This is a genomic window from Streptomyces sp. NBC_01571, assembly GCF_026339875.1.
Lineage (GTDB): Bacteria > Actinomycetota > Actinomycetes > Streptomycetales > Streptomycetaceae > Streptomyces.
Genome location: NZ_JAPEPZ010000001.1, coordinates 9,045,205 through 9,072,023 on the forward strand (window position 1 = coordinate 9,045,205; position 26,819 = coordinate 9,072,023).

Genomic DNA, 26,819 nt, shown 5'->3' on the forward strand with positions numbered 1-26,819 from the left:
TATGTGGAGTCATCACAGCACTTGGTTGGCAGGGAGAACCAATACAACACTTCTGGCTGCTCTCTTCACACGATATGCATAGCCAACCATTGCGCGCGTGCGGCGCCGAGAGATCGGTCGATCGAGTACGCGTGATATGAATCGAGTAAAGACGGCGAAAGGAAAAGTGTGAGCGTTTTCCGCGATGCTCCGCAGATTTATTCCGTCTTCGCCGCGGTATGTGCCGCAGCGGTTCTCCTGCTGGCTTTCTGCCTGCGAGGGGCGGGCTGGCTGCTCTGGGGAACCTGCCTCGTGCCGCTGTTCCTGCTGAGCAGGGGCTTCGCGACGGTGGGCGTCTCTCCCTTCTACGTCATGGACGTCGTCGCGGTCGTCGCGCTGCTCGCGACCCTGCGTATGTGGGGGCCCCGGGTGCTCTCGGAGAGGCGGTTGCGCTGGTTCCGCGCCATCGCGGTGGGCCTGGCGGTCATGACGGCGCAGGCGGTGTACCGGGGGGTGGCCGCGGGCTACTCAGAGGCATTGAAGGGCGTGATCCTCGGGTTCTACCCGCTCCTCGCATGGTTCGCCGCGACCTGGATCCTCACGAGGCCCGTCGAGGAAGCCGTTCGCCTGAGATGGGTTCTGTATATGCCAACCGCCGGGGTCTTCGTGGAACTGATCCTGGGCAGCCCACTGCCGGCTGCCGCCAGGGGGCTCTATCTGGCGATCGCCGGCGCGTTCAGTGTGCAGATGAGGCATCTGGGAAAGAGCCGACTGCTCCTGTGGACGCTGGTCGGAGCCGCCGTGATGACCGCCATCGCGAGCAAGCGGGGTCCACTCCTTGCGGTTGTCGCGGCCATGGCCGCGACCGCCCTCGCCAGTCGGTCGAGCCGCCGGCGTACCGTCCGCTGGCCGGTGGTGTCCTGGAGCTTGGCCACCCTAGGGGTGATCGCTGTGCTGGGTTTTTCCCTCTCCGGCGAATCCGTCTCCGACATGCCCGTGGTCGGCGGCCTCGCGGCACGAGTGTCACGTTCCCACGACCCGAACAGCGAAGCCGGCGCGAACGTCGAACTTCGGATGGAAATGTGGCAGGAGGCCCTGAGGGTCGTGCGGGAAGACCCACTCCTGGGTGCGGGGGCGGGGCACCCCATCGACGTGATCGGACACGGAGAACACCTGAACGCACCCCGGGCGGGCCCGCACAACTCGTTCATCGGATACATCTACTACCTGGGCTGGCCCGCGGGCATCGCCATGGCACTGCTGGTCGTCGCCACGCTGCGCCGGACCTGGCGTGCCCGGCATCATCTGGTAGCCGCTTCCTGGTTCGGGGCGACGGTGGGTGTCGCCGTCACCGCTTGCACGAACGTCGCCTTCGAGACCACCTACATCGGACTGCCGTCATGGCTGGTGCTGGCCTGTGCCTACGCGTTGGTCGGCGTCCCGGAGACACGGACGGCCGCCGACGAATCCCCGCCCATCGCCACCACCAGTCGGCGTGCCCCTGCAACAAGCCGCTCCGTTGCCGGAATCGGGCGACCGCAGCACACATCTCCGGGAGTGCCAGCCCGTTCCTGATCGGCGAACACCCCTCGGGCCGCCGCTCGAAATTGTTCACAAAAATTCGGTGCCCTCCCGCTGTCGAACACCGTGAGTAATGCAGCCGCATGGGGGACATGCGGCCGCGACCGTGGGTAATCAAAGGAATTTTTCCTACGCTGTACTCAGGGGAGACGTAAACCGGCGGTGCGGAAAAGGCGAACGCGGCAAGTCGTCAAATCACCCGCGTTACTACAAGGAGTGCATGTGACAGCCAGAACGGCTCTCATCACCGGAATCACTGGCCAGGACGGCTCCTATCTTGCCGAGTTGCTCCTGAACAAGGGGTACACCGTCCACGGAATCGTCCGGCGTGCCTCCACGTTCACCACCAGCCGTATCGAGCACCTCTACCAGGATCCGCATGACCCGGAAGCCCGGCTGTTCCTGCACTACGGCGATCTGACGGACGGCAGCAGGGTCACAGGTCTCCTCGAACGCGTACAGCCTCACGAGGTGTACCACCTGGCCGCCCAGTCGCACGTGCGGGTCTCCTTCGACGAGCCCCTGTACACCGCGGACACGACGGCGCTGGGCACCACCCGACTGCTGGAGGCCATCCGGACCACCGGCCTGTCCTGCCGCTTCTACCAGGCGTCCAGTTCGGAGATGTTCGGTGCGTCACCCCCACCGCAGCATGAGGGAACCCCGTTCCACCCGCGCTCCCCATACGGGGTGGCGAAGGTGTACGCGTACTGGATCACCCGCAACTACCGTGAGGCGTACGGGCTCTACGCGGTCAACGGCATTCTCTTCAACCACGAGTCGCCGCGCCGCGGTCCCACGTTCGTCACCCGCAAGGTCGCCATGGCCGCCGCGCGCATCAAGGCCGGCCTGCAGGACACACTGCACCTCGGAAACCTCGACGCGCGTCGTGACTGGGGCTATGCCGCGGAGTACGTCGAGGCGATGTGGCTGATGCTGCAACAGAAGGAGCCCGTCGACTATGTGATCGCCACGGGCAGCAGCTACAGCGTGCGCGACTTCGTCGAGTACTCCTTCGCCCACGTCGGACTCAACTGGCAGGAGCACGTGCGCTTCGACGAGAGGTATCTGCGTCCCTCCGAGGTCGACGACCTGGTCGGCGACGCGTCGAAGGCTGCGCATGACCTCGGCTGGCGGCCCACTGTCCGGGCACCCGAACTGGCACGGCTGATGACGGACGCGGAACTCGACGTGCTGCTACGCGGCGACGGTGCCGTAGCGGCGACGGTGCCCGCGCCGGCCCAGGCCCTGACCGTTCACGGGCGCTAGGCGGGACGGACGGTGGGAGTACCGCACCCCTCGAACGACCTGAGCACCGGCGGACAGCCGTCCCCAGTTGCGGCGACGGTTCCCCCAGCGCGCGCTCCCAGCAGGACGGGAGGCGGACCGCAGCCGCGCATCCTCGGTACCGTCACCCGGTCGGTCGGCGCGCGGGTGGTGACACTGCCCGTCTCCGCTGTGACCAACCTGGCCCTGGCCCACACCGTGGTCGGCGCGGTGGGGGTGCCCGGCTATGCACAGTTCACCCTGGTGGCCACCTTGCCGGCAGTGCTGCCTCTCACGGATCTGGGCGCGGGAGCCGCCATCACGGAAGCCGTGGCCCGCGACACCTCGCACGACCAGCGGCTGGTGCGCGGGACGGTCCTGTCGTCGGCTCGCAACCTGATGTGCGCGGGAGCGGTCATCGCCGTCACGGGTGTGACCCTGGCCCTGTTCGGGACGTGGGAGGCGTTGTTGGGGGAGGCTGCGCAGCCGAGCTCCGACCTCACCCTGGCGGTCGCATCGGTGCTGTTCGGATGCAGCATGCCGCTCGGGCTGAGCAGGTCCGTGCTGTTGGCCGTGAACCGCAACGACATCGCGTTCCTGCTACAAGGTGCGGGCAGCGTCCTGTTGTTCGCACTCGTGCTGCTCGCCGCAAGCCTGGGCGCCCCCACGGGCGCGTTCGTCTCCGCCGTTTTCCTCTCGCAGTGCCTCGTGAACGCCGCTGGCGGGGTGCTCGCCGGCCGCATCCTCGGTATGCCGCTGCTGCGCACGACGCTGGGCAGCGTCCGCGCGTCGGCGTGGAAGGACCGGGCGTCCATCGCGCACCTCGCACTCCCCATGACCGTCGTCACCGCGGCCACGGCCGTCGCCTACGCCACCGACCGGCTGGTCCTCAGTCACACGGCCGACGCCGCTGCGGTGGCCGGATATTCGGCCGGTGCCCAGTTCTTCGCGCCGGCGAGCAGCCTGCTGGGCGCGGCCGGGCTTCCGTTGTGGGCCATGTTCGCCCGGCAGCAACGCTCGCCCGGCGCACCCAAGCGCGAACTCGCTTGGTTCACCGGCTGCTTCGCGGCAGGCGGCGTCGTCGTGGGCGTCGGCATCGTGCTGCTCGGACCCGTCGCCGGTACCTGGATGATGCACGGGCAGATCCGGGTGGGGACCGGTCTCATGGCCGCGTTCGCCGCACTGCTGTTCGTGCAGGCGGTCGCCTGCCCGGCCACCATGTGGTCGATGGACGCGGCGGGACTGCGCTTCCAGGCGATCACCTTCAGTCTCATGGCCACGGTGAACCTCGCCGTGTCCATCCCCCTGGCGCGGCTGGGAGCCGAAGGGCCCGTCATCGGCTCGGTCGCCTGCTACACCGCGTTCGTGCTCGTCCCCACTCTGTTCAGAGCCTTCCGCCGGACATGACGGCGACGCCGTCGGTGAGAAGGCACTACCGCGCGTCGTCGCAGAGGTTTCCCGTGATCAAACTGATCAAGTCCGCCTTCCACCACGAGGCGGAGACCAGGCGTGCCCTGGCCGACTTCATCCTCCAACAGGACCTGCTGAGCATGAACGGGCAGTGTCGCAAGTTCGAGGAGGCCTTCGCGGCCAGACAAGGGCGCCGCCACGCTGTGTTCGTGTGCAACGGCAGTGTGGCCAACCTCTTGCTGATCCAGGTGTTGGTGAACCAGGGCCTGCTCCGGCGGGGAGACCGGGTCGGCGTCTCGGCCCTGACCTGGCCGACCAATGTCATGCCGCTGATCCAGCTCGGTCTGAAACCCGTCGCGATCGACTGCGCCCTCGGCACCCTCAATGTCTCGCCGGAGAACCTGGAAAGGCACGTGTCCGGTCTGCGGGCAATGTTCCTGACGAACGTCCTAGGGTTCTGCGACGATCTGCCCGCGGTGCGGGACCTGTGCGATGACCACGGCGTTCTGCTGCTCGAGGACAACTGCGAGGCTCTGGGTTCCAGAGTCGCGGGTGCCCTGCTCGGCAACTTCTCCCTCGCCTCGACGTTCTCGTTCTTCGTCGGCCACCACCTGTCCACCATCGAGGGCGGGATGGTCTGCACCGACGACGACGACCTGTACGAGCGGCTGGTGATCTCCCGGGCGCACGGCTGGGACCGTAACCTGGCACCGGACAGGCAGCACAGGCTGCGTGCCGAAGCCGACGTGGACGACTTCCACGCCAGGTACACCTTCTACGACCTGGCGTCGAACTTCCGGCCCACTGAGATCAACGGATTCATCGGCAACCGGCAGATCCGGTCCTGGGACGAGATCGTGGACGCCCGCGCGGCTCACTTTGCACGCTTCCAGCAGGCCATGGCGAGCAACGGGGACTTCCACCAGTTCGGCCTGAACCACATGGACGTCGTGTCCAACTTCGCCATGCCCGTGGTCTGCCGGACGCCCGAGATGGCTGAGAAGTACCGCGCCGAGTTCGAGGCAGCCGGGGTGGAAATCCGTCCGGTCATCGCCGGCGACATCACGCGGCAGCCGTTCTACCGCCGGTACGTCCCCGAAAGCGTGGAACGCCCGGTGGCCCGTCTCGTCCACACGAACGGTTTCTACTTCGGGAACAACCCGGACCTCACCGAGGACGAACTGACCACGCTGTGCGACCTGCTGGGCGGGTGAGGGGTGTGATGGACCAGCGAGCCAGGATCTACGTGGCCGGTCACACCGGCATGGTGGGTGCCGCAGTGGTCCGGCGGCTGCGGAGCGCGGGGTACGACAATCTGGCGCTGCGGACCCGTGCTGAACTCGACCTCACCGATCAGGTGGCCGTACGGGAGTTCATGGCAGAGGAGCGGCCCGCGTACGTCGTCGACTGCGCGGCCAGGGTCGGCGGCATCAAGGCCAACATGACCTTCCCCGCGGAGTTCCTGTACGAGAATCTCCAGATCCAGAACAACCTCATCTGGTCGGCCAAGGAAGCGGGAGTGGGCACGTTCCTCTTCCTCGGCAGCTCGTGCATCTACCCGCGGGGGTGCCCGCAGCCGATGCGTGAGGAGTACTTCATGACGGGCCGTCCAGAACCCACCAACGAGGCGTATGCCTACGCGAAAATCGCCGGGATGAAGCTGTGCGAGTACATCCACGCCGAGTTCGGGAGGAACTTCGTCTCGTGCATGCCGACCAACATCTACGGAGAGGGTGACAACTTCGACCTGGGCACCTCCCATGTCATCCCGGCGCTGGTAAGGCGCATGCATGAGGCCCGCGAGGCCGGTGCGTCCGAGGTGGTGATCTGGGGGACCGGGAACAGTCGCCGGGAGTTCCTGCATGTCGACGACCTGGCGGACGCGGTCCTCTGGCTGCTCCGCCACCACCGCGGGAGACGGTTCCTCAACGTCGGGACCGGCCAGGACATCTCCATCCGGGAACTGGCCGAGCGGATCCGGCACATGGTCGGCTTCGAGGGCTCCCTCGCCTTCGATGCCTCGAAGCCCGACGGCATGCCGAGAAAGCTGCTGGACGTATCGGCGCTGCACGAGTCCGGTTGGCGTCACCGCATCGAAGTCGACGAGGGTCTGAGACGGACCTGCGACTGGTACCTCACCCACATCACCAGCATCCCGGCCACAGCGTAGGAGGCGTCCGGTTTGCCGGTGAGGCCCTGGGGCGTCAGCAGCCCTGTGTGGGGCGTGGCCTGGCCCGCAGCGCGGTGGAGTCGCGGGGCGTCGTCCTGATCAGGCCCGACTTCGTGGTCGCGCCCCAGGCCTTGCTGACGCCCTGGGCGAGTGGCCACCAGTACGGCTCCAGGCGCAGCGTGGTGCGGCCCAGGTAGCGGCGCATGACGCGGCGTCCTTCGTCGTCGGGGCACGGATTGGTCACCGTGAGGGAGGAGGGATGGACCCGGAAGCGCCCGAGGACCCGCGGCAGGTACACCATGCCCCCGTCCTGCCTCAGTCGCAGATGCAGGTCGAAGTCCATGGCGTACCGCAACGCCGGATCGAGCATGCCCACCCGCTGGACGGCACTGCGGCGATAGAGGGAACCAGGCTGGCCCACGAAGTTCTGGCCGTACCGGAAGAACCAGGACGCGAAGGTTCCCGGACTCAGGGTGTAGAGGGTCCGGTCGTCGGCGTCGATGATCGTCAGCCGTCCGTAGGCCATGGCGGCCCCGGGAACCCTGTCCAGTGCCTCGCAGGTCGCGCTCAGGCTGTCCTCGGTGAGCAGATCGTCGTCGCCGAGCCAGGTCAGGTACTCCGTGGCGGCCCCCCGCCACCCCTGGTTGACCGCGTTGCTCAGCCCCCGTTCGTTCTCCACGAGGAATCCGCACCCGTGGCGCTCCGCCGCCGCGCGCAGTGCGTCGGCCGCCCGGGCGGGGCCGACGACGACGGCCTCGACGGATTCACGCTGGCGCCTGACGGACGCCAGGCACTGCTCCAGGTATTCCGGACGCTCCCCGTTCGACGGCACCACCAGCCGAACACTCGGAAAGGTGCGAGAACTCATTGCCTGTGCCCCTTCTGCTCGACCTTCTGCCGATGCGCATATGTAGAGCTACACCGAATCGGGTGTCTGGCGCCCCCGACACGGCTGATGCCCGGCAAAAACGTCTTCGGTCGGAACAGCAGCGGCGTGCTTGCGCCGGAAAGGTGTTACGTCGGTCCATCCTGGCTGGTGCCTTTTCGTTTCCCGTGAAAAACCCTCGGCCACCCTCACCTGCGGCATGCCCAGGACCTACGGAGAGGATTCTTCATCGTGTTCTCCACTGTCTGCGTCGTCGGCCTCGGCTACATCGGCCTCCCCACCGCCGCCGCCCTCGCCACCCACGGGGTCGACGTCGTCGGTGTCGATGTCAACCCCGTCACCGTCGAACTCATCAACGCCGGCCACGCCCCCTTCGTCGAACCGGATCTGGCGGTGGCCGTCAGCGGGGCTGTGGCCATGGGCCGGCTGCGGGCGACCGGCGCGCCGGAGCCCGCCGACGCCTTCATCATCGCCGTCCCCACCCCGCTCCAGGAGGACCGCACGGCGGACCTGTCGTACGTGCGCAGCGCCGCAGCCTCGGTGGCCGAGGTGCTCAAGCCCGGTGACCTCGTCATCCTCGAGTCGACCTCGCCACCCGGCACCACCGTCGAGCTGTCCCGGTGGCTGGGCAAACACCGGCCCGATCTGACCTTCCCCCACGATGTGGGCGACGCGCCCGACGTGCGGGTCGCCCACTGCCCCGAACGCGTCCTGCCAGGCCGGACGATGATCGAGATCGTGACGAACGACCGTGTCGTCGGCGGCGTGGGCGAAGGCTGCGCCGACCGAGCACGCGTACTCTACGAGGTGTTCGCCAAGGGGGAGTGCCTGCTCACCGACGCCACCACGGCGGAGATGGCGAAGCTCAGCGAGAACGCGTTCCGGGACGTCAACATCGCCTTCGCGAACGAACTGTCCATGGTCTGCGACCACCTCGGCATCGACGCGGGCGACGTCATCGCCCTGGCCAACCGTCACCCGCGGGTGGACATCCTCCGCCCGGGGCCGGGCGTCGGCGGACACTGCATCGCCATTGATCCCTGGTTCATCGTCGGCATCGCACCCCAGCAGTCGCGTCTCATCCGGCTCGCCCGCGAGGTGAACGACGAGCGGCCGGACTATGTGCTCGGCGAGGTCGCCCGGACGGCCGGCCGCTTCAAGGACCCGGTGATCGCCTGCCTCGGTCTGGCCTTCAAGGCGAACATCGACGATCTGCGGGAAAGCCCCGCCCTGCACATCGTCACCCAGCTGGCCGAGCGTCAGCTCGGCCAGCTGCTGGTCGCGGAACCGCACATCAGGGAACTGCCGGACTCACTGCGGCAGACGGGCGTGGCCGAACTCGTCGACTTCACCACCGCGGTGCGGGACGCCGATGTCGTCGTACTGCTCGTGGACCACGATGCCTTCCGCGGCGTCAAACGGACCGCTCTGCGCGGCAAGGCCGTTTTCGACACCCGCGGCATCTGGAGCTGACGCCGAGTCGCCTGCGGAGGCCGACGCGTCGCCGAACTCCGCAGGGCGTCCGCACAGGCCCATCCAGTGCCCGATCGCCCGTACGGTACGGTTCGCGGCGCGCCCGTCGCCGTACGGGTTCACCGCCTTCGCCATGGCCGCGTACGACGCACGGTCGTGCAGCAGCAGACGTACCTGCTTCACGATGTGCTCGCGGTCGGTTCCCACCAGGCGGCTCGTCCCGGCCCGTAGGGCCTCCGGGCGCTCCGTGGTGTCCCGTATGACCAGCACGGGCTTGCCGAGGCCAGGCCCCTCCTCCTGAATGCCACCGCTGTCGGTCAGGATGATGTGCGCGCGGTTCATCAGCCGGGCGAACGCCCCGTAGGCCAGCGGTTCCGTCAGGCGGACGCTGCCGAGGTGGGCGACCTGAGGCAGGATCGCCGCCCGTACGACCGGATTGGGATGCAACGGGAGCACGATGAGGAGATCGGGCTCGGCACGCGCCAGATCGGCGAGGGCGCCGCCGATGGACTCCATTCCGCGTCCCCATGACTCCCGGCGATGGGCCGTCACCAGCAGGACCCGGCGGTCGGTGTCGTCGAGGTCGGCCAGAGCCTGGTCCCCGTAGTGCGCCTTGCGTCCGACCGCCCAGAGCAGGGCGTCGATGACCGTGTTCCCGGTGACCACGACGGATGACGGGAACACCCCTTCCCGCAGCAGGTTGTCCCGTGCGTGAGGGGTGGGCGCCAGATGCAGGGATGCCAGCTGGGTCGCGAGCCGGCGATTGATCTCCTCGGGGAACGGCGAGTACCGGTCGCCGGTACGCAGTCCCGCCTCCAGGTGGACCACGGGGACTTGGCTGTAGAAGGCGGCGAGAGCTCCGGCGAACGCCGTCGTGGTGTCCCCCTGGACCAGCACCGCCTCCGGACGCTCGTGCCGCAGCAACGGACACAGCCCCTCGAGGACGCGAACGGTGATGTCGGCAAGGGACTGGCGCTCGCTGAGGATGTCCAGATCGTGGTCGGCTCGGATGCCGAACAATGCGTGGACCTGGTCGAGCAGTCCGCGGTGCTGGGCCGTCACCGTCACCGTCGGCCGGAATATCGGGGACCGGTCGAGTGCCTCGATGACGGGGGCCATCTTGATGGCTTCCGGTCTCGTTCCGTAGACGACCATCAGTCGCTTCACCCGAATTCTCCTTCCGGGCGGGCACCGACCGCGCCGGGACGGCAGCCGCCGGTGGCCGTAGTTCCCTGGAGCGCAACAAGCGCTCGCCGGGTACCAGAGAATCGGTATCCCGCGACAGCGCCCATCATGCCAGTGGCATTTTCACCCGGCCGTATGGATATGTTCCCCCGTCTGGTCCGTTCCACGGGAGATGCGCATGTGTCCGTGATGTGGCCTCCCTACAGTGCGCTGGGCCGCGTCCCCTTCCCATAAAGGCAGGAAATGAAAACAGTCCTCCTGTCCCCGCGCACCGGCGCCATCACGGTGGGAGAAATTCCCGCCCCCGATGCGGCCGCCGGTGTGGTGGTGATCCGCAACGACTGGTCGCTCATCAGCGCGGGTACGGAACGGGCCACCGTGTCGACCGGTGCGCAGAGCCTGCTCGGCAAGGCGCGACAGCGGCCCGAGCAGGTGGCTCAGGTACTCGACAGCGTGAAGCGAACGGGCCTCGTGGAGACCTATCGGACGGTCCAGGACCGCCTGGACCGTCCGGTGCAACTCGGGTACTCCTGCGCGGGCACCGTCCTGCGGACGGGCGAGGGTGTCGACGACATCCGCCCCGGGATGCGGGTGGCCGCCGCCGGGGCCCGCTACGCGTCGCACGCCGAGATCGTCGCCGTGCCCCGCAACCTTGTCGTCCCTGTGCCGGACGGCGTGGACACCCAATGGGCGGCCTTCGCCACGGTCGGCGCGATCGCGCTTCAGGGCATCCACCAGGCCGAGGTGGTGCCGGGTTCGCGGATCGCCGTCATCGGGCTTGGTCTGGTCGGCCAGATCACGCTCCAACTCCTGCACGCCTACGGATACGACGGGGTGGGCATCGATCCCGACCCCTCCATGGTGGCGCTCGCCGAGTCGGCGGGTCTTGTGGCCTTCCCGCGGAATGCGGACGGGCTGCCCGGCGCCGTCTCCCGGCACTGGGCAGGCGCCGACGCGGACGCGGTGCTCATCACTGCGGCCACGTCCAGTTCCGACCCCGTCGAGTTCGCGGGCCTCCTCGCGCGTGACCGCGCCACCGTGGTCGTCGTCGGTGACGTCAACGTCACACCTCCTCGGTCGTCCTATTACCACAAGGAATTGACGATCCGTTATGCGCGGTCCTACGGCCCCGGCCGGTACGACGCCCGCTTCGAAGAAGGTGGCCATCCGTACCCGGAGGGCTATGTTCCGTGGACGGAACGGCGCAACCTCGCCGAGGTACTGCGGCTCCTGGCGACGGGCGCGGTGGACTTCGCCAGGCTCAAGCCGCGGGTCTTCCCGGTCGAGGACGCGGCCGGCGCGTACGAGGCGTTGAAGCCGTCGCCCGTCGGACGCAGCGTCGCCCTGCTGCTGCGCTACCCCGCAACCGCGCAGCTCCCCTCCCGGCCGGCGCAGGAGGCGGGCCCCCGCACCTGGACCAGCCCCCAGGGCACGTTGCGGCTCGCGGCGATCGGCGCAGGCAACTTCGCCACGAGGACGCTCTTCCCCGAGCTGGAACGACACCCCGGCGTCGCGTTCTCATGGGTCGCCGGCGGACGGGGGCTGTCCGCCGCGCACGAGGGCCGACGGTGGGGTTTTCGTACCGTGGCCGAGAGCGTCGACACCGGCCTCGCCTCGGGCGACGCGGACTGCGTGATGGTGCTCAGCCGCCATGACAGCCACGGCCGGTACGCGGCGCAGGTGCTGCGCGGGGGTGCCGCCCTGTACTGCGAGAAGCCGCTGGGCCTGTCGGAGACCGAGCTGGAGGACATCGCGGACGCGTGGCTGATCTCCGGCGCCCCGGCGATGGCGGGGTTCAATCGGCGGTTCGCCCCCTCGATGCGGGACCTTCGCGCCGCGCTCCCCGCGAGTGCGCCTGTCCAGGTCGTCCACCGGGTGTTCGCGGGCCGACTTCCGGCCGGTCACTGGTATTTCGACCCCGAGCAGGGCGGCCGCCTGCTCGGCGAAGTGTGCCACTTCATCGATACCGTGGGCTTCCTGGTCCCCGGCAGACCAGTCGGTGTGCGGGCGGTCGGCGTGGATACGCGGGACCCGGCCGGCGCGCAGAGCCTCACCCTGCAGATCACCTACGACGACGGGTCGGCCGCCTCCATCGTGTACGGAGGGCTGACGCCGCCCGGCGCTCCCAAGGAACTCCTGGAAGTGGCCACCGACCGGGTGGCGGCCAGGATCGACGACTTCCGCTCGCTCACCGTGTGGAAGGGGGGCAGGGCGGTCACCACGAAGTACCGGGGCGGCCCGAAAGGGCACGCGGCCGAGATGCACTCCCTCGTCCGCGTCGTCCGGGGCGAGCCCGTTGACGAGGAGACCGCTGCCGCCGCCAACTTCGCCTCGGCGCTTTGGAGTTCTCTCGTCGCCTGCCGCGCGGCCCGCTCGCTCACGGAGGATGACATCGTGGGGACCGCCCCCCAAACACCGGCTCTCGCCAAGGCACTGGGTTGTCCGCCGCCCGGTCCCGGCGCCGCGGGCGCCGTCCCGAGACCGGGAGGGCAGGCCGCCCACCCGGCCGGTGGTTCCCCATCGACCGCGGCGGCGCTCTGATGTGCGGCTTCGTGATCCTGCTGAACCACGCCGCGCGCCACCTGCCGCCGTCGCACGGCGACCCGTGCGCGGCGCTCGCGCACCGTGGCCCCGACGCGAGCGGGCACCGGGACCTCGGCGGTGGCAACTGGCACGCGGCCCTGCACTTCCGCCGCCTGGCCGTCGTGGACCTCGATCCGAGGAGCGACCAGCCCTTCGGCTCCCCGAAGCGGGGCGTGCTGGTCTACAACGGCGAGATCTACAACACCGCGCACCTGCGCGAGGTGCTAAGGAAGCGGCATGTGCGGTTCACGACCGAGGGCGACACGGAGGTTCTCTACGAACTGCTGCTGCAGCCGGACGCGCCACGACTGCTCGACCAAGTGGACGGCATGTTCGCCTTCGCCCTCGTCCTACCCGACGGCGAGGTGCGCTACGGGCGGGACCGACTGGGTGTCAAACCGCTGTACGCGGCATCGGACGCGGCCGGCCGTGTGGTCGCGCTCGCCAGTGAGATCGAACCGCTGCGAGCCGCTGGGCTGACCGGCGGTGCCGACCCGGTCGCGGTGGCGCAGGGCGCCATGTTCCTGTGGACGCCGCCGCCGCGGACCGGCTGGCAGCACGTTCATGCGGTACCGGCCGGGACGGTACTGTCCCGGCGAGCCCCAAGCTATGACGTGGCGTCACCCTGGTGGCGAGCCGGTGCCGCGATGCCCGCCGAGGACATCGGCGCCGCGGTCCGCGCGTCGGTCGCCCGGCAGGTGCGCGCGGACGTGCCGGTGGGGCTGTTGCTGAGCGGAGGGCTGGACAGCACCTGGCTCGGCGTGGAGATGGCCAGGGAGGGCTTTGCCGGACCCGCCTTCGCCGCCAGACCGCGCACCACGGCGACCACCTCGGAGCCGTTCGAGGACGATGCCCCCTACGCCGCCCGGGTCGCCCGACAGCTGGGCATGCCGCTGACGTGGGTCGACCTGGACATCGACGTACTGCACCGGATCCCGGAGCTGGTCACCACCATGGAGCTCCCCTTCGGGGACCCTGCGGCCGTCACCCTCATGCAGCTCTCCCACGCCGCATGCGGGAAGGCGACCGTGCTGCTCTCGGGGCTTGGCGTCGAGGAACTCTTCCTCGGTTACGAGCGCTACCAGGCCGTGCTGCTCCTGCAACGGCTTCCCGCGTGGGCGCGCCCCGCCCTCGGCGCCACTACCGTGGTTCCCGGACCCCGACGCTACCGGGGCCGTGCGGACAAGTTCGGGCGGCTGCTCCAACTCGGCCCCCGCGACTGGTCGTGGGCGACTCAGGCCTACTACTCGGGGCGAGAGTGGGCGGCGCTTTCGCCACTCGTCGGACTGGAGGCCGTCACCGAGCAGCACCGCGAGGTCGCGGGCGGCGTGCTGGACGCGGGCGGGACGCCCCTCTCCGCGCTAGTGGAGTGCGACCGGCGACTCTTCCTGCCGGGGCTGAACCTGCTGTACGGCGACCGCGCGTCGATGCGGGCGAGCGTCGAGTTGCGGGTGCCGTTCCTTGGGGAGCCGGTGGTGGCCGCCGCCCTCGGCGCCGTCGCGGAGGAGCAGCTGCGGCTCGGCGACGGCAAGGCGCGCTTCCGCGCGGCGGCGGTGGCATCCGGTGTGCCACAGTTCGTCGCCAAGCGCTCCAAGACGGGGTTCGGGGCGCCAGTTCGGTCGCTGCTGCGTGAGCACGGGGCCCGTCTGTGGGCTGAGGTACGACGCTCCCCCGTGTTCGACGACGTCTTCGACCGGCGGACCGCCGACCACGTCGTCGCCGAACACGTCCGGGGCAGGCGCGACAGGGGGCTCGCCGTGTTCGGACTGTTCTGCGCGGCCGTGTGGTGGGAGCGCAACGCGGCAGGAGACCCAGGGCGGAGCGCGGACCTCCTGTCGGGCTACGAGGCGGCCGTCGTCGGCTGAGCGGCGACTGGGGAGGTGGGGTGCCGGCCGCCCGGCAGGACGGCGTGGAGGGCGGTCAGCGCGTCCAGGAAGGGGGCGGCGCTCCACCGAGGCGACTCCCACAGGGGCCTGTTCCGCGAGGAGCTTCCGGCCCGCGTGCCCGCGCCGAGACCCGGGTAGCGGTTCACGACAGCGGCCAGCACGGCCCGGGGAAAGTCGGCCCGGGCGAACCCGTGATGGACCGCCCACGCAGCCATCCGTACCGCTGTCGCGTCGTTGTTCGGGTCCCGTCTGCTCCGGCCGTCCGCAAAGTAGCGGGGCAGGGGGCCGTCGAAAAGGTGCCGCAGGTAGTGTTCCGCTCCCCGTTCGAGGGGGCGCCGGACGTCAACGTCGAGCAGCGTTCCCGCCTGTTCGAGGCGCAGCAGCACGTACCCCGTGTGGAAGCCGTCCACCCAGCCCAGCCGCGGGGGCCGTCCATAGGGCCACGAGCCGTCGGGGCGCTGGCCGTCCAGGCTCACCTCGACCGCGCCGCGGGCGGCTTCCACCAGGCTGTCCACCAGTTCTCCGGGCAGCGCCCCGGTGCGGGCCAGGCGGGCGGCGAGCGCGGCGCCCATGAGGTTGGCGTTGTGGACGAGAACGTCACTGGCCGGTGTGTAGGTGAAGAACTCTCCGTTGTGCAGGTGTTCCAGGAGCCCGCGAGCGAGGGACCGTACCGCCTCGTCGCCGAGCGTCCCGGTGTCCAGGCAACCGTCCGCGCAGAAGGTGGTCGCCACGAGGTTCGGGACGGAGGCGGGGTAGTACGCCCAGCGGGTCTGCACGTCGAACTCGTAGCGCCACAGCCCGGAGTAGCGCCCGGAGAGCTGCTCGTCGGCAGCCGAGCGGCCCAGCCGTAGGGCGCGCTCACGCCATACGGGGGAGGTCGAGAGCCTGGCGCAGGCGCTGGCCGCGGTGCCGGCGGCCGTCGCGGTGCGCAGCGGTCGGATGCCCAGGACCGGGCGCAGGTCGATCCGGCTGCGCTTGACGGCCTGCAGTACCACCTGCCGAAGCACACGGTGCACGGCCAGCCGTCCCAGCGGGCCGGTCAGGCCGTCGTACGGGTCCGGGCCCGCCCAGCCGCGGACGTCGGCCCAACGGAAGATTCGGTCCGCCAGGACGAGCACGTCCGTGGCATCCAGGGGGGAGCCGAAGCCGTCCCGGGGTGAGTGGTCGGTGGGGGTTCCGGGTGGCATGGGCCCTCCAGGAGGATCGCCGGGCTGGTGGATGCGGTGAACATCAGTGGATGTCGTCGGTGCTGTCGGGCGTCGGCGGGGCGGGCAACCACTCAGTAGGCCCCCCTGCCCGCCACGACGGCCCCCACCGTCCGGCACAGCACCCCGAGGTCCCCCGACGGAGACCAGTTGTCCACGTACCTGAGGTCGAGGGCGACCGTCTCGTCCCAGGAAAGGTCGGAGCGGCCGCTGATCTGCCACAGGCCGGTGAGCCCCGGCTTGACGGCCAGCCGACGCCGCTCCACCTCGTCGTAACCGGCTGCCTCGTCGGGCAGCGGTGGTCGCGGACCGACCAGGGACATGTGTCCCTGCACCACGTTGAACAGCTGGGGCAGTTCGTCCAGGGAGCAGCGGCGCAGCACCCGTCCGACGCGGGTGATCCGTGGATCACGACGGATCTTGAACATTCGGCCATCCTGCTCGTTGGTCCCGGTCAGCTGATGCCTCAGCCGTTCCGCGTCGGCGACCATGGTGCGGAACTTGGCCATGGTGAACGGCTTTCCGCCGCGTCCGATGCGCATCTGCCGATGCACGGCGGGCCCCGGCGAGTCCATCCGTACGGCGAGGGCCACCGTCACCAGCACTGGGGCGAGCAGCACGATCAGCAGCGCCGCGCCCAGCCGGTCCGTCACCGACTTGACCAGCGTCGCGAGCCCCCGCCTCAGGGGAGGGGCCACGGTCAGCATGGTGAGCCCGGCCACGGAGACGATGCCCACCCTGCGCCCGGCAACCTCGGTCAGACCCGGTACGACCACGAGCGGACACTCCTCGCCGTGCAGGGCCCACGACAGCCGCCGCAGGCGCGTTCCGGTCATGTACGGTCCCGGCACGACGAGGACCACGTCCGCGTGGAGTCGCCGGGCCGCCGTCAGTACCGGGGCGGAGTCGGCCGACAGGTGTGTCGGCGCCTGCCGGCTGATACGGGTGGCGATCGGAGCCAGTGCGTGCGGGTCGTCGTCGCCGATCGGGCACACCCCGACGACGACGAACTCGTGATCGGTCCGTTTCGCGAGATGGCTCACCAGACCATCGACAGCGTTGGCCTCCCCGATCACCAAGGCCCGGCGGACGATCCGGCCGTCGCGGCGTCGGGCGGCCAGATGACGGTGGATCAGAGTTTGAACGATGGCGCTCGTCGGGGCGCAGGGCGCCAGGCCGGCCAGCGCAAGGAGGAACGGGGACTCCTCGCCTGTCGCCGCCCGCACCACCGCGAGCAGTCCCACCAGCACCAGCCAGTCCTGCAGTGCCGGGCCGACATTGTCGCGCTCACCGAGACGGCGGTCGCCGTAGCGGTCTCGTGCGCCGCGCACGAGCAGCCATGCTGCGGCCGCCACCATCGCGTACGCCACGGCATGCGTGCCGCCGGCCAGCTCGAAGGCCAGATACACCGGGCCCGCGGCGCCGGCCACGTCGCCGATGACAGCGGCCGGCCCGTACCAGACGGGCTTGCCGGTGCGGCGCCCGGTCGGCGGCTGCTCCCGGATGATCTGTGTCTGCTCAAGTCTTGCCACTGGTACGTGGGGCATCGTCTCCCCGAACAGCCACATTCGCCCTCCAAGAATGGCAAAAAAGGACTATTCGAGTGTGAATGGCTGGCCGCTGAACAGCGGGGCGCGACGCTGAGCGGCGGGCAACTCTCACCCGATGAGCAGAGCTCCATGCCTCATGCATATGCACACAGCGGGTGGCCGAGGGGTCCCCAGGAGGACACCGAAGAGGTGTGCGAAACCGTCCGTCCGTCGGCCGGGGCCGGCGCGACACGGAAAATTCTGGGCCGGAGCTTCCCGGTGATCAGGAACTGATGGGTGCCGGGACCGCCGCGATGCCGTTCAAGGTGGACCCCGGGACGAGTTCGTCCTCGCGCAGCGGGCCCAAGGCATCGACGCTCGCCGTCACCGCCCCGGTGACGGGACGGACGCGCACGATCCGGTCGGTGAAGAGCACGTTCGCATACACAGCGGCACCGACGCACTCCACTCGTTCAGCTCCGTCACCGGCCGGCCCTCTCCGGTCACGGCGGCCTCGGCCGTCTTCGAAGGCGTCCTGGGGTCACGGAACGTCAATCGTGCCGAACCGTCGCTGGTCACCAGCCGGTGGAGGTCCCGCTCGGGGCAGACGCCCCAGACGTCCTGGTACGGGACGAGACGCAGCTCCTTGAGCGTCCCGACGTCGCGCGCGACGGCGGTCCGGTTCCGAGATCTCAGCCAACCCGCAGGTGCTCGACCCGATGCGCGGCGACCCGCGCCGCGCATCGGCGGCCGCGGATGCCGGATCGGCCGCGCGTTGCTCTCCCGGCGCGCACGACACGAGCAGGGCACACTCACGAGCACCGCCCCGGTGCGGCTCAGACGCTCAGACACGGCAAGAGCCACCCGGTTTCAGTGTGGTTCGCAGTGGCGTCACCAGGGACTGCTGCAGGAGGGCCGGGGCACGGTCCGCGTGAGGCTCCAGCAGGTGCAGCACCAGCGTGCGGCTGGATTGGGCCGGCAGCTCCAGGTCCAGGGTGTACACCGAGTGGCCGCGTTCGACGCCGGGTGCGAGCTCCACCGGGCGGCCGTCCAAGGTGGCGCCGGTCAGGGTGGCGCCGACGCCCGCGTAGTACGACACCAGGAGCCGGTTGTCGCCGGGCCGGGTGCGGTAGGGCGGAGAATCCTCCCGCAGCGTGACGTAACCAGGTAGCCCGGAGTCCGGGGCCCGGTTGGTCAGGGTCACGGTCGCGGTGACCGGGCGGTCGCCGCTGGAGCAGCCGTTCGCTTCCCAAACCAGGCTCCGGTCGAGGTAGTAGTCCAGTTTGGAGCCGGCCGCGTTGTTCACGATCAGCCCCGCGAAGGGGCCGGGAGTCTCCGGGAGCGTGCCCGAGTAGGGGCGCGACTCGATGAGACGCTGCTCCGCCGCATGCGCGCTCCACACTTTCAGCCGTCCGTCCCGCTGGGAGTCGTTCAGGGCGACGAGCAGGGCGGGCAGTCGGCGCATGTCGCTGGTCGCGGTGATCAGGGGACCGGCGGCGGCGCGGGCCGCATCGACGAAGAACGCCTTGCGCCGGGCGACGTTGTCGTACATCGCGTAGCTGGCCCGTTCGGTGAGGTCCACGACGTTGTCGGCGGTGAGCTCGGTGCCGCCCGCCATGCGGGCCGGGCCGGTGACGCGCAGGAAACGGCTCAGTGTGGTGGGGTCGACGGCGAACACGCCGTCCACGCGCTCGCCGGTGTGTTTGCGCCACGCCGCGGCCCAGATGCGGGCCGCGTAGGGAAAGTGCGGGCTCATGTTGGAGTTGGCCCACACCTGGGTCGGCTCGCTGCCCTGATAGCGGGCCGCGAAGCCGGCTCCCAGGTCGAGGTCCGTCTTCGCCGTGGCCATCTCGGTGTTGTTTCCGAACCGCTCGAAGGACAGATGACCCCGGTTGGCCGACAGCACGGCGAAAGCCCCCGGAACGCCCCCGGTGCCACGCGCCTCGGCGATGTTCTGGAATGCGAGGAAATAGCGCCGTTCCCCTCGCGCGCCGAGCATGGGCGGCAGGACGCGGGCAGCCAGGGAGGCGTCGGTCATCACGGGGCCGAGGCGGTCCATCTGCCCTGCGAGTCGGGCCCGGGCCCGGTCGGCTGCCGGTAGCCAGGTGGACCGGGGCAACCCGTTCACGTCGGCCTGCACCTCGACGGCGGTGCGGGCGGCCTGGACGACTTCCGGCGCGTGTTCCTGCAAGGTCATGAGTGCCTCGGACATCCCGTCACCGCGGCTGTCCGGCATGGGTGATGGCAGGGCTCGCACCAGCGGGGACAGCACATCGCCTGCCAGCCGATCGGCGGCGTACGCGGCCCCGCGTACGGTTTTCACCGGGCCGCCAAGGAAAGGCAGCGCGGCTGCGGGGTACCAAGCCGGGCCGGTGGTGAGTTGATGCGCCCGAGCGGCATGGTCGGCGGCGGAACGGACCTCCCGTTCCCGCTCCTGGGCGAACCCGGGCACAGCACCGGAGGCCGCGCCGGGCACGGGCGCGACCGACTGCCGCAGCGCGTCGAGGTCCCGTCCGGCCGCGAGCAACTCCGAACGGGCGAGCAGCCCCGTGACACCGACCCAGACCGCGCCTGCCAGTGGGAGCGCCGCGGCGGCCAACAGGGTGTTCCTGAGCACGCGACGGCGGCCCGGCGCCCCTTCGCGGGAGCGGCCGGGCCTGCGCGTGCGGAAGGCTACTCGGCTGGGGCGCCTTGGTTCCGCCGTGCCGATGTCCTGCTCTGTCATGAATCGCGGCGTCGGCGCACGGCCAGCATCGTGCCCCCGCTCGCGGCGACCAGCCCGGCCGCGATGCCGCCCACTGGCAGGGCCCGCTCACTGCCGGCGGCAGTCAGGGCCGAGGGACGATGGGCGTTGCCCCGTCCGTCATGACCGGCGTTTCGGTTCGAACCAGAGGAGCCGCCGGGGCGCTCGGGCCCGCTGTGACCGTGACCGTGCTTCACGCGCAGCACCTTGATACGGGCGGAGAGCTCCAGCCTGGACTTGCGACCCTCCAGCTCGAAGGTGTGGTACCCCGGCTTGGTCCTTCGCGGGACGGTCACCTTACCCCTGACAACTCCCTGAGCGTTCGCCCTGAAATTGCCCAGGACGACCTCGTGCGAGTGCAGTTCCGCCACGACCCGCTCAAAGGGGATGAAGCAAGTGCCACGGAATGTCAGCGAGCCCCCGGCGGGTACCACGGTGCGGCTCAAGGTGAGCCGCGGGGAGACCGGCGGGTACCCGTGGCACGCCGGGGAAGCCGACTGTGCCTGGGCGCTCTGCGCCCCCACCAGCGGCGCGGCAACGAGCACAGCAGTTGATGCTGCCGATGCCAGAGCGACCCGCCATCTGGGCGATGCCATCATCTTCTTCACTCTCCTGGATCTCAGTCAGGGCCAGGCTGCAACGTCGGCCGTATGCAAGACCTGGATGCCAATATCTGGATACATGGAATAAATGGATATATGGCTCCGGCTGGCGTGGCGCCGCTCAGAAGTCACCCGATGGTGGAGCGCTTGGTTCTCGATGGCTCACACCGCCACCCCGGCGGGACGGCGTGCGGCGCGCGGGTCGTTGGTGGGCCGACACAGGGGTGGCTCCGGCGGTTGGCGCGCGCGAGTCCCTATCGTCAGCCGCGTACACAGGGAACGGAACATTCCATATCGGGTGGTTCCCTCGGTCTCATGAGGGGTGCAGTTTGGATCTCCAAGGATTCGTGAAGGCTCTTGCCAGGCGTTGGCCGACCGTCGTGGTCTGTCTGGTTCTGGCAACCGGGGCGGCGCTCGCCGCGACGGGCTTGAGCACACCCGTCTACGAGGCGAGGACCCAGCTCTTCGTAGCCACCCGTACCGGCGACGACACCGCTCAGATGAACCAGGGGCAGAGCTTCTCGCAGGCGCGCGTTCAGTCGTACGCCGCGATTGTGACCACCCGTCAGGTGACTCGGCCCGTAGTGGAGGAGTTGCGTCTGCGCACCACGCCGGAGGAACTGGCGTCGCGGATCACCGCCGTCGCACCGCTCAACACCGTGCTCATCGACATCACCGTCCGGGACACCGAGCCCAGGCGTGCGGCGCGCATCGCCAACGCCGTCGCGCAGCGGTTCAGCGCGGTCGTCGAGCGACTGGAGGCGCCCAAGCCCGCGCCCGGCTCGAAGGGATCAGGAAAGCGCAGCCGTACAACCGGCGGCGCCTCACCCGTCTCCTTGGGCGTCACCCAGGAAGCCGTCGCTCCCGCCGGTCCGACCTCCCCCCGCCCACTGCTGAACCTGGTCGCAGGTGTACTTGGCGGCCTGCTGCTCGGTGCCGGAGTCGTCGCCCTGCGCGAGACCCTCGACACCACGTTCAAGACCAGCGAAGCGCTGGGCGAGTTCACCACGCTGCCGGGTCTCGGTACCATTCCGTACGACAGGACCGTCCCCCGGCAGCCGCTCGTCAGCGCCGACAACCACTCCCAGCGTGCCGAAGCCTTTCGTAAGCTTCGTACCAACCTGAAATTCTCGCAGGTCGACCAGCCGCCCAGGATCATCGCCGTGACAAGTTCGGTGCCTGGTGAGGGTAAGACCAACACCGCTGTGAACCTCGCCCTCTCGCTCGCCGAGGCAGGTCTCTCGACCTGTCTCGTGGACGGCGACCTGCGCCGACCGTGCGTGGCCTCGACTTTCGGTCTCGTCCAGGACGCCGGTCTGACCACCGTGCTCATCGGACAGGCCCGCATCGAGGACGTGATGCAGCAGGCCGGCGATCGGCTCTCGATTCTCGCCAGCGGCGCCGTACCACCGAACCCCACGGAGCTGCTCGCCTCGGCGCGCATGGAACAGGTACTGCGCGAACTGGCGGACACCTACGAGGTCGTGATCGTCGACACCGCGCCGGTGCTGCCGGTTGCCGACACCCTGGGACTCGCCTCCTTCGCTCAGGGCGCACTGCTCGTCGTCCGCGCCGGGAAGACCAGCCGGGAACAGGTCCGCACCGCCGCGGAGTCGCTGGACCGCGTGAGTGTCCGCGTCCTCGGCACCGTCTTCAACATGGCTCCGGTGCCCCGGGGCAATCGCTACGGCACCTACGGGTCGTACGGTGAGCTGCCCGCTCCTCGCTTGTCGGACCCGCGGAAAGAGGCCGCCGCGGCGACACGCCTCGTGGACGAGAAATGACCCGGGTCCTGTTCGTCTGCACGGGCAACGTGCACCGTTCGGTGCTTGCCGAGCGGCTGCTGGCCGCGAGGCTTCCGCCCGGCTCGGCCGTACGGCCGGAGAGCGCCGGAACGCAGGCGCGGCCCCGGCCCGGCATGGAGGCCTCCACCAGGGTGGTTCTGGAGGAACTGGGCGGTGACGGGTCCGGCTTCGCGGCCCGCCGGCTCACCGCGCAGCTCGTCGCGGAAGCAGGGCTGGTCCTCGGGCTCGCGCACGAGCACCGGGAGGCCGCCGTACGGCTCGCGCCGACGGCGCTGCGGCGCTGCTTCACCCTGAAGGAGTTCGTACGTCTCGCCGTGGGAGGAGTCGACACGGTGCGGGGCGGGGAAGGTGCGGCGACCCCGCATGGCGACGTACCGGAGGGGCAAGTCCGGCCGGTCGCAGCCGGTTTCGACGCTGTGGTGACAGCCTCGGCCGGCCGCCGGGGTGCCATCGCCCCGGTCCGGCCCGCCGAGGACGACATCTCGGACCCGTGGGGCAGGCCCCACTCCGTGTTGTACGGGTGCGCCCGCGAGATCGACGGGACGGTGAGCACGCTCGCCCGGTTGCTGTGCGGCGGAGCGAGTCTCTGAGGCGAAGGTCTGCGAGGGACCCCACGCGGCCAGGGTGGGGGTCAAGAAACACGCCAGGGCCGCGGCGGGCCGAAGGCGCGGAGCGCGCAGTGGTCCTGCCGCCTCTCGGGATGTCCCCCGAGGCGCGGGCCGCGACGCGACCCCCACCCATGGCGGAGCAGCGGGTCAGTGCAGCGCGCCGAGTCATCGGCCGACCGAATGGACCTGGAGCGAGGAAACATCAATGGCTCGTCCACCTGCGCTCAAGCTCGCCGAGGTCCTAGCGGAAATCAGGATGAGCCCGTCGGCTTTCTACCGCCTGCGTGCTCGCGGTCAGGCACCTCGAATGATCAAGCTGCCCAAGGGTGAACTGCGCTGCCGCCGCGCCGACCGTTTCGGGGAGGTGCACGGCTACGACGGTGACCGGCTGTAGGCTCCCGAACTCCCGCCGGTGGCCTTGAAACCGCGGGGCCGGGTGCGTTGACCCGGCGTCGTGTCCGTCAGGAGGTGGGCGACGGTCGAGCCGGAGCCGTGGGTCACAGGACGAACTGCTCGACCGCGTTCGCGAAACCCTCATCCTCGTTGCTGGTCGTCACCCGCCTCGCCGCACGCTGGACCTCGTCGCCGGCGTTGCCCATCGCGATGGACAGTCCCGAGTGGGCGAACATCAGCACGTCGTTGGGCATGTCGCCGATCGTGGCGATCTCTTCGGGGGAAATCCGGAGCTTGGCCGACCAGTACTTCACGACACAGCCCTTGTTGGCCTGCGGATGGGTCACATCGAGGTAGTAGGGCTGCGAGCGGGCGGCCGAGACATGCTCGCCGAACTGCTCTCGCGCCGCGACCGCGGCCGCCTCCACGACCTGGTGGTCGTCGCTGACCCCGACGACCTTGGCGGTGCCCTGCTCGAGCCCGTCGAATCCGGGAACGAGCGTGGGCGCGAACTGCACGGTCCAGCTCTCGCGATCGACGTGCGGCCCCTTGAGATCGCGGACGTACCAGTCGGCGCCCCGGTAGATCCAGACGCTGAGACCGAACGACTCCATCAGGGCGACGACCGGGGCCACCACCTCCTCGGGAATGACCTGCTGTTCGACAACGGTCATGTCCGGGTTGACGATGAGACCTCCGTTGAAGGCGGCGAGTTCAGTGGTCAGCGCCAGTGGGTCGATGATCATGGACATGCCGCGGGGTGGTCTCCCGCTGGTCACCGCGAAGAGGATGCCGGCGTCGTGGAGCTTGTGGACCGCCCGGACGGCGCGGTCGGTGAGGAGCTTCTCGTTCGTGACCAAAGTGCCGTCGACGTCGGCAAGAAGCAGGCGGATCGGTCGGGTCGGCATCACGCCTCCGTGAGCTCTGGTCGCGGCAGGGGGGTCCGGGCGGGGGAGGGCGATATGACGGATCTCGAGGCATATGTGCGGATCAAAATTATATGGCGCAGTCTTTGCGGGGGCCTGACGACGGGCCACGCGCAAGTTAAGCGACCCGGTCGGACGTCGGCCAGACGTACGGCAGATCGTCGGGAACGTCCGGGAAGAACGGGGTGTAGATCTCCGGTGCCTTGCGCACCAGTGCCGACTGGTGGCTGCGGTGGAAGGCGGGGTCTCCCAGCCACGGTGGCAGCTCGTCGTCGTCGGCGAGCTGCTCCTGGACACGTACGGTGGCGCCGGGACGGTACCGGGCGAAGTCGGTGGTGAGTGTGGAAGCGCAGGTGTCGGCGCGTGCTTCCGCCGCCCACATGGCGCACACGTCCAGGCCGTAGCGGACCAGGGCCTCCTCGTAGCCGATCCACATGCGTACCGCGGGATGGTGCCGCCATCCGTAGTCGGGCACGGTCAGGCCGCGCAGCACCTGGAGGGCCTCGACTCTCTGTTTGCCCAGACGTGCCTGGTCCAGGACCGCGGCGGACTGCATGAAGTCGGGATACGGGAGAAAGGTCTGCACGCAGGATGACTACCGCGGTGGCCCGGTTCCCAGACGGTCGATTCGGGTGCGTCGCCCGCGATGTCAGGCGCGGGCGCGATGGACCGGGCCGCGGGAACGCCGCCGCGCTTCCGGCTTCACACCCTGCCCGGCCTGGCGCGGGACCAGGCCGGCGAGGGATGTCCGAGGCACCGTCCGGTGCTGCCGCGCTGTGCCGTTGTTTCCCGATCCCGATCCCGATGCCGATGCGATGCCGGTGCCGGTCACGCGGCAGTGGCGAATGCCGTGGCGATGGCTGTTTCGGTGCGGGCGTGGACGACCAGACGCGGTCCGTGGGGAGTGACCTGGGCCTCGAAGGCGCGACGGGCGGCAGCGCTGGGGGTGGCTACCGACATGAGAACGCTGAGTCGGCTGCACATGCGGTGGGCGTGCAGGACCGCAGCGATCACGGCTGCGGTCGCGGCGGCGCTGAGGACGATCACGACGGGCGCGGGGCTGTGAGCGTGGATGAGGTCGCTGATGTACTGGGGAAGAAGGTCGCGGCTGTCGCCGGCCGGGTCGTCGTTCAGCGTGAGGACAAGTACGCCTCGCTCGACCGAGTGAGTCAGCATCCGCTTCACGCTTCTTCCGGTGGGCCCGAGTGTCTGCTTCGCGAGTACCCCGTGCCGCTCGTGCGATGCGCCAGGTAGCCGTAGCGCCGACTGCCGCCCCTGTCGCAGAAGTTGAGCCCGGCGGGGGTCCGGGGAAGAGCTGTGAGGTGTGTGGGGGCTACTGGTCCGCACTGGGTACGGCCAGGGGGTCACCCGGTGCCCTGTTCTTCGCCTTCTCCATCTGGTCGCCGAGTTCGGTGAGGCGGTTGCGCCCCATGGCCTTGCGGACCTCGGGAAACCACTCCTTCTCCTCTTCCTCGACGTGGTGGCGGACGTTCTCCATGAGGACGGTCATCTTGGCGTCGAACCGCTCGTCGCTCGCGTCGAGGTCCTTGAGCTCCGAGAGCATCCACAGCACGACGTGGTGTTCCTCGACGCTTTCCAGGACGTGATCCCTGGTGTCGGGGGCGGCCTCGCGGGCGGCCGGGTAGAAGATCTTCTCCTCGATCCAGGTGTGGGTGGTGAGTTCCTCGATCACCTGGTCGGCGATCTTCCGCTTCTCGGCGTGGGCGTCGGCGCCGGCCTTCTCGAACTGTTTGAACAGTTTCTCCACCGTCTTGTGGTCATCCTTGAGCAGCACGATCCCGTCCACGGGGCTCTCCTCCATGTCGCTTCATCTCGGTACCGGGCAGGGTGGCCGGCCACCCCGACGCCGTGTACCCGAAGCGGGGGCGGGGACACCGCTCGCCGGAGAGGGATGGCCCGGACAGGCGACCCACCTACGCCGAACGCCGACGCTCCGCGCGGCGGCCTCCCGACGGCGTAGAGAGTGCATCCGCCGCGGTCACGCGGTGGCGAGGATGACGTCGGCCGTGATGCGTTTGCCGACGGAGGTCTGCTCCACGGTGACGGTGCGGGCGAGGGCTGCGACGATCTCCAGCCCGTGCTGGCGGATGCGTGACGGATCCGTGGCTCTGGCGGTCGGCAGGACGGGGCTGCTGTCCCAGAGCTCGACCCGCAGTACGGGGCCGGTGGTGCGCAGGTGCAGCAGCGCCGGTCCGGGGGCGTACTTGCGGGCGTTGGTGACGAGTTCACTGACGATCAGCTGAACGACCTGCACCGTGTCCGCCGCCACCGGGGTGCCGTACTCGGCCTTCACCTTCGTGAGGAAAGCGGCTGCGAGGTGGCGGGCCTGCGCGATGCGCGAGCCGTCGCCGTCCAGGGTGAGTGAGGCCTTCAGCTCCGGGGCAGCGCCGGGCTGTCCCAAGCCCGAGTCCCCGGATGTTGCGTCCATGCGTGCCCGCTTCCGTCTCCCGCCGGTTACCCCTCCGGGCGCCGTGTACCCCAGCCGGGCACGTCTCCTGTGGCGAGCCACCCATCCGCTCGTCGATCACCCGGACCATCACCGCGGGTGCCGCGGAGAACATGAGGGAG

Annotated in this window: 21 protein-coding genes and 2 pseudogenes; 11 read left to right on the forward strand and 12 right to left on the reverse strand. The window is 69.6% G+C overall.

Annotation, left to right across the window (positions count from 1 at the left end; all coding sequences use genetic code 11):
• Positions 1-168: 168 nt before the first annotated feature.
• The 5 genes from OHB41_RS40425 to OHB41_RS40445 all read left to right on the forward strand — a co-directional run bounded on the left by OHB41_RS40425 (position 169) and on the right by OHB41_RS40445 (position 6,406).
• Complete coding sequence (locus OHB41_RS40425; RefSeq protein WP_266704659.1) at positions 169-1,554, forward strand: O-antigen ligase family protein; 1,386 nt, start codon at positions 169-171, stop codon at positions 1,552-1,554.
• Positions 1,555-1,782: 228 nt separating this feature from the next.
• Positions 1,783-2,829 (forward strand): GDP-mannose 4,6-dehydratase, encoded by a 1,047-nt coding sequence (gmd, locus tag OHB41_RS40430; RefSeq protein WP_266704661.1) that lies wholly within the window; start codon positions 1,783-1,785, stop codon positions 2,827-2,829.
• Between the two features lie 189 nt (positions 2,830-3,018).
• Positions 3,019-4,233 (forward strand): polysaccharide biosynthesis protein, encoded by a 1,215-nt coding sequence (locus tag OHB41_RS40435; RefSeq protein ID WP_266704663.1) that lies wholly within the window; start codon positions 3,019-3,021, stop codon positions 4,231-4,233.
• Between the two features lie 53 nt (positions 4,234-4,286).
• The gene (locus tag OHB41_RS40440; RefSeq protein ID WP_266704665.1) at positions 4,287-5,450 is read left to right on the forward strand and encodes a DegT/DnrJ/EryC1/StrS family aminotransferase; all 1,164 of its coding nucleotides are present in this window, start codon (positions 4,287-4,289) and stop codon (positions 5,448-5,450) included.
• A gap of 8 nt (positions 5,451-5,458) precedes the next feature.
• Positions 5,459-6,406 carry a GDP-L-fucose synthase family protein gene (locus OHB41_RS40445; RefSeq protein WP_266704667.1) on the forward strand — a complete coding sequence of 316 codons (948 nt, stop codon included), beginning with the start codon at positions 5,459-5,461 and terminating at the stop codon, positions 6,404-6,406.
• A gap of 34 nt (positions 6,407-6,440) precedes the next feature.
• Here OHB41_RS40445 and OHB41_RS40450 read toward each other — a convergent pair whose 3' ends face one another.
• Positions 6,441-7,274: a glycosyltransferase gene (locus OHB41_RS40450; RefSeq protein ID WP_266704669.1), complete on the reverse strand. Its 834-nt coding sequence runs from the start codon at positions 7,272-7,274 to the stop codon at positions 6,441-6,443.
• A 249-nt stretch (positions 7,275-7,523) separates the two neighbouring features.
• Here OHB41_RS40450 and wecC point away from each other — a divergent pair.
• Positions 7,524-8,702: pseudogene (gene wecC, locus OHB41_RS40455) on the forward strand (UDP-N-acetyl-D-mannosamine dehydrogenase); the annotation flags it as partial.
• Here wecC and wecB read toward each other — a convergent pair.
• A complete protein-coding gene (gene wecB, locus OHB41_RS40460; RefSeq protein ID WP_451289605.1) occupies positions 8,604-9,932 on the reverse strand; it encodes a non-hydrolyzing UDP-N-acetylglucosamine 2-epimerase in 1,329 nt (442 codons plus the stop codon). The pseudogene wecC and the gene wecB sit on opposite strands and share 99 nt — an antisense overlap.
• Before the next feature lie 261 nt (positions 9,933-10,193).
• On the opposite strand from wecB, the gene OHB41_RS40465 reads away from it, so the two are divergent.
• Positions 10,194-12,491 carry a bi-domain-containing oxidoreductase gene (locus OHB41_RS40465; protein WP_266704673.1) on the forward strand — a complete coding sequence of 766 codons (2,298 nt, stop codon included), beginning with the start codon at positions 10,194-10,196 and terminating at the stop codon, positions 12,489-12,491.
• Positions 12,492-12,502: 11 nt separating this feature from the next.
• The gene (gene asnB / locus OHB41_RS40470) at positions 12,503-14,398 is read left to right on the forward strand and encodes an asparagine synthase (glutamine-hydrolyzing) (RefSeq protein ID WP_266704675.1); all 1,896 of its coding nucleotides are present in this window, start codon (positions 12,503-12,505) and stop codon (positions 14,396-14,398) included.
• Here the strand turns inward: asnB and OHB41_RS40475 are convergent.
• The 5 genes and pseudogenes from OHB41_RS40475 to OHB41_RS40495 all read right to left on the reverse strand — a co-directional run bounded on the left by OHB41_RS40475 (position 14,374) and on the right by OHB41_RS40495 (position 20,192).
• Positions 14,374-15,606 (reverse strand): hypothetical protein, encoded by a 1,233-nt coding sequence (locus OHB41_RS40475; protein WP_266704678.1) that lies wholly within the window; start codon positions 15,604-15,606, stop codon positions 14,374-14,376. The two genes, asnB and OHB41_RS40475, sit on opposite strands and share 25 nt — an antisense overlap.
• A 92-nt stretch (positions 15,607-15,698) precedes the next feature.
• Complete coding sequence (locus tag OHB41_RS40480) at positions 15,699-17,156, reverse strand: sugar transferase (RefSeq protein WP_266704680.1); 1,458 nt, start codon at positions 17,154-17,156, stop codon at positions 15,699-15,701.
• 280 nt (positions 17,157-17,436) lie between these two features.
• Positions 17,437-17,897 (reverse strand): annotated as a pseudogene (locus tag OHB41_RS52425) (glutaminyl-peptide cyclotransferase).
• Between the two features lie 100 nt (positions 17,898-17,997).
• Complete coding sequence (locus tag OHB41_RS40490) at positions 17,998-19,878, reverse strand: DUF4012 domain-containing protein (RefSeq protein WP_266704684.1); 1,881 nt, start codon at positions 19,876-19,878, stop codon at positions 17,998-18,000.
• Positions 19,875-20,192: a hypothetical protein gene (locus OHB41_RS40495; protein WP_266704686.1), complete on the reverse strand. Its 318-nt coding sequence runs from the start codon at positions 20,190-20,192 to the stop codon at positions 19,875-19,877. Before OHB41_RS40495 ends, OHB41_RS40490 begins: the two co-directional genes overlap by 4 nt.
• Before the next feature lie 293 nt (positions 20,193-20,485).
• Here OHB41_RS40495 and OHB41_RS40500 point away from each other — a divergent pair, with 293 nt between their 5' ends.
• The 3 genes from OHB41_RS40500 to OHB41_RS40510 all read left to right on the forward strand — a co-directional run bounded on the left by OHB41_RS40500 (position 20,486) and on the right by OHB41_RS40510 (position 23,305).
• The gene (locus OHB41_RS40500; RefSeq protein WP_266706503.1) at positions 20,486-22,282 is read left to right on the forward strand and encodes a tyrosine-protein kinase domain-containing protein; all 1,797 of its coding nucleotides are present in this window, start codon (positions 20,486-20,488) and stop codon (positions 22,280-22,282) included.
• Positions 22,279-22,893, forward strand: a complete 615-nt coding sequence (locus OHB41_RS40505) for an arsenate reductase/protein-tyrosine-phosphatase family protein (RefSeq protein WP_266704688.1) — start codon at positions 22,279-22,281, stop codon at positions 22,891-22,893. The genes OHB41_RS40500 and OHB41_RS40505 overlap by 4 nt, the downstream gene beginning before the upstream one ends.
• A 223-nt stretch (positions 22,894-23,116) precedes the next feature.
• Positions 23,117-23,305 (forward strand): helix-turn-helix transcriptional regulator, encoded by a 189-nt coding sequence (locus OHB41_RS40510; RefSeq protein WP_266704690.1) that lies wholly within the window; start codon positions 23,117-23,119, stop codon positions 23,303-23,305.
• A gap of 103 nt (positions 23,306-23,408) precedes the next feature.
• On the opposite strand, the gene OHB41_RS40515 is transcribed toward OHB41_RS40510, so the two are convergent.
• The 5 genes from OHB41_RS40515 to OHB41_RS40535 form a co-directional block, all read right to left on the reverse strand.
• Positions 23,409-24,212 (reverse strand): Cof-type HAD-IIB family hydrolase, encoded by an 804-nt coding sequence (locus tag OHB41_RS40515; protein WP_266704692.1) that lies wholly within the window; start codon positions 24,210-24,212, stop codon positions 23,409-23,411.
• A gap of 136 nt (positions 24,213-24,348) precedes the next feature.
• A complete protein-coding gene (locus OHB41_RS40520) occupies positions 24,349-24,816 on the reverse strand; it encodes an MSMEG_6728 family protein (RefSeq protein ID WP_266704694.1) in 468 nt (155 codons plus the stop codon).
• A 242-nt stretch (positions 24,817-25,058) separates the two neighbouring features.
• Positions 25,059-25,406: a hypothetical protein gene (locus OHB41_RS40525; protein WP_266704696.1), complete on the reverse strand. Its 348-nt coding sequence runs from the start codon at positions 25,404-25,406 to the stop codon at positions 25,059-25,061.
• 157 nt (positions 25,407-25,563) lie between these two features.
• Positions 25,564-26,052, reverse strand: a complete 489-nt coding sequence (locus OHB41_RS40530) for a hemerythrin domain-containing protein (protein ID WP_526025014.1) — start codon at positions 26,050-26,052, stop codon at positions 25,564-25,566.
• Between the two features lie 177 nt (positions 26,053-26,229).
• Positions 26,230-26,679, reverse strand: coding sequence for an ATP-binding protein (locus OHB41_RS40535; RefSeq protein ID WP_266704698.1), 450 nt, complete (start codon positions 26,677-26,679; stop codon positions 26,230-26,232).
• Positions 26,680-26,819: the final 140 nt, after the last annotated feature.

Bases quoted from the DNA above. Each gene is read 5' to 3' on its own strand.
- OHB41_RS40500 (WP_266706503.1), top strand. From the start codon at position 20,486: ATGCCATCATCTTCTTCACTCTCCTGGATCTCAGTCAGGGCCAGGCTG.
- OHB41_RS40515 (WP_266704692.1), bottom strand. From the start codon at position 24,212: ATGCCGACCCGACCGATCCGCCTGCTTCTTGCCGACGTCGACGGCACT.
- OHB41_RS40490 (WP_266704684.1), bottom strand. From the start codon at position 19,878: ATGACAGAGCAGGACATCGGCACGGCGGAACCAAGGCGCCCCAGCCGA.
- OHB41_RS40445 (WP_266704667.1), top strand. From the start codon at position 5,459: ATGGACCAGCGAGCCAGGATCTACGTGGCCGGTCACACCGGCATGGTG.
- OHB41_RS40510 (WP_266704690.1), top strand. From the start codon at position 23,117: ATGGCTCGTCCACCTGCGCTCAAGCTCGCCGAGGTCCTAGCGGAAATC.
- OHB41_RS40535 (WP_266704698.1), bottom strand. From the start codon at position 26,679: ATGGACGCAACATCCGGGGACTCGGGCTTGGGACAGCCCGGCGCTGCC.
- OHB41_RS40525 (WP_266704696.1), bottom strand. From the start codon at position 25,406: ATGCTGACTCACTCGGTCGAGCGAGGCGTACTTGTCCTCACGCTGAAC.
- OHB41_RS40530 (WP_526025014.1), bottom strand. From the start codon at position 26,052: ATGGAGGAGAGCCCCGTGGACGGGATCGTGCTGCTCAAGGATGACCAC.
- OHB41_RS40450 (WP_266704669.1), bottom strand. From the start codon at position 7,274: ATGAGTTCTCGCACCTTTCCGAGTGTTCGGCTGGTGGTGCCGTCGAAC.
- OHB41_RS40505 (WP_266704688.1), top strand. From the start codon at position 22,279: ATGACCCGGGTCCTGTTCGTCTGCACGGGCAACGTGCACCGTTCGGTG.
- OHB41_RS40465 (WP_266704673.1), top strand. From the start codon at position 10,194: ATGAAAACAGTCCTCCTGTCCCCGCGCACCGGCGCCATCACGGTGGGA.
- OHB41_RS40475 (WP_266704678.1), bottom strand. From the start codon at position 15,606: ATGCCACCCGGAACCCCCACCGACCACTCACCCCGGGACGGCTTCGGC.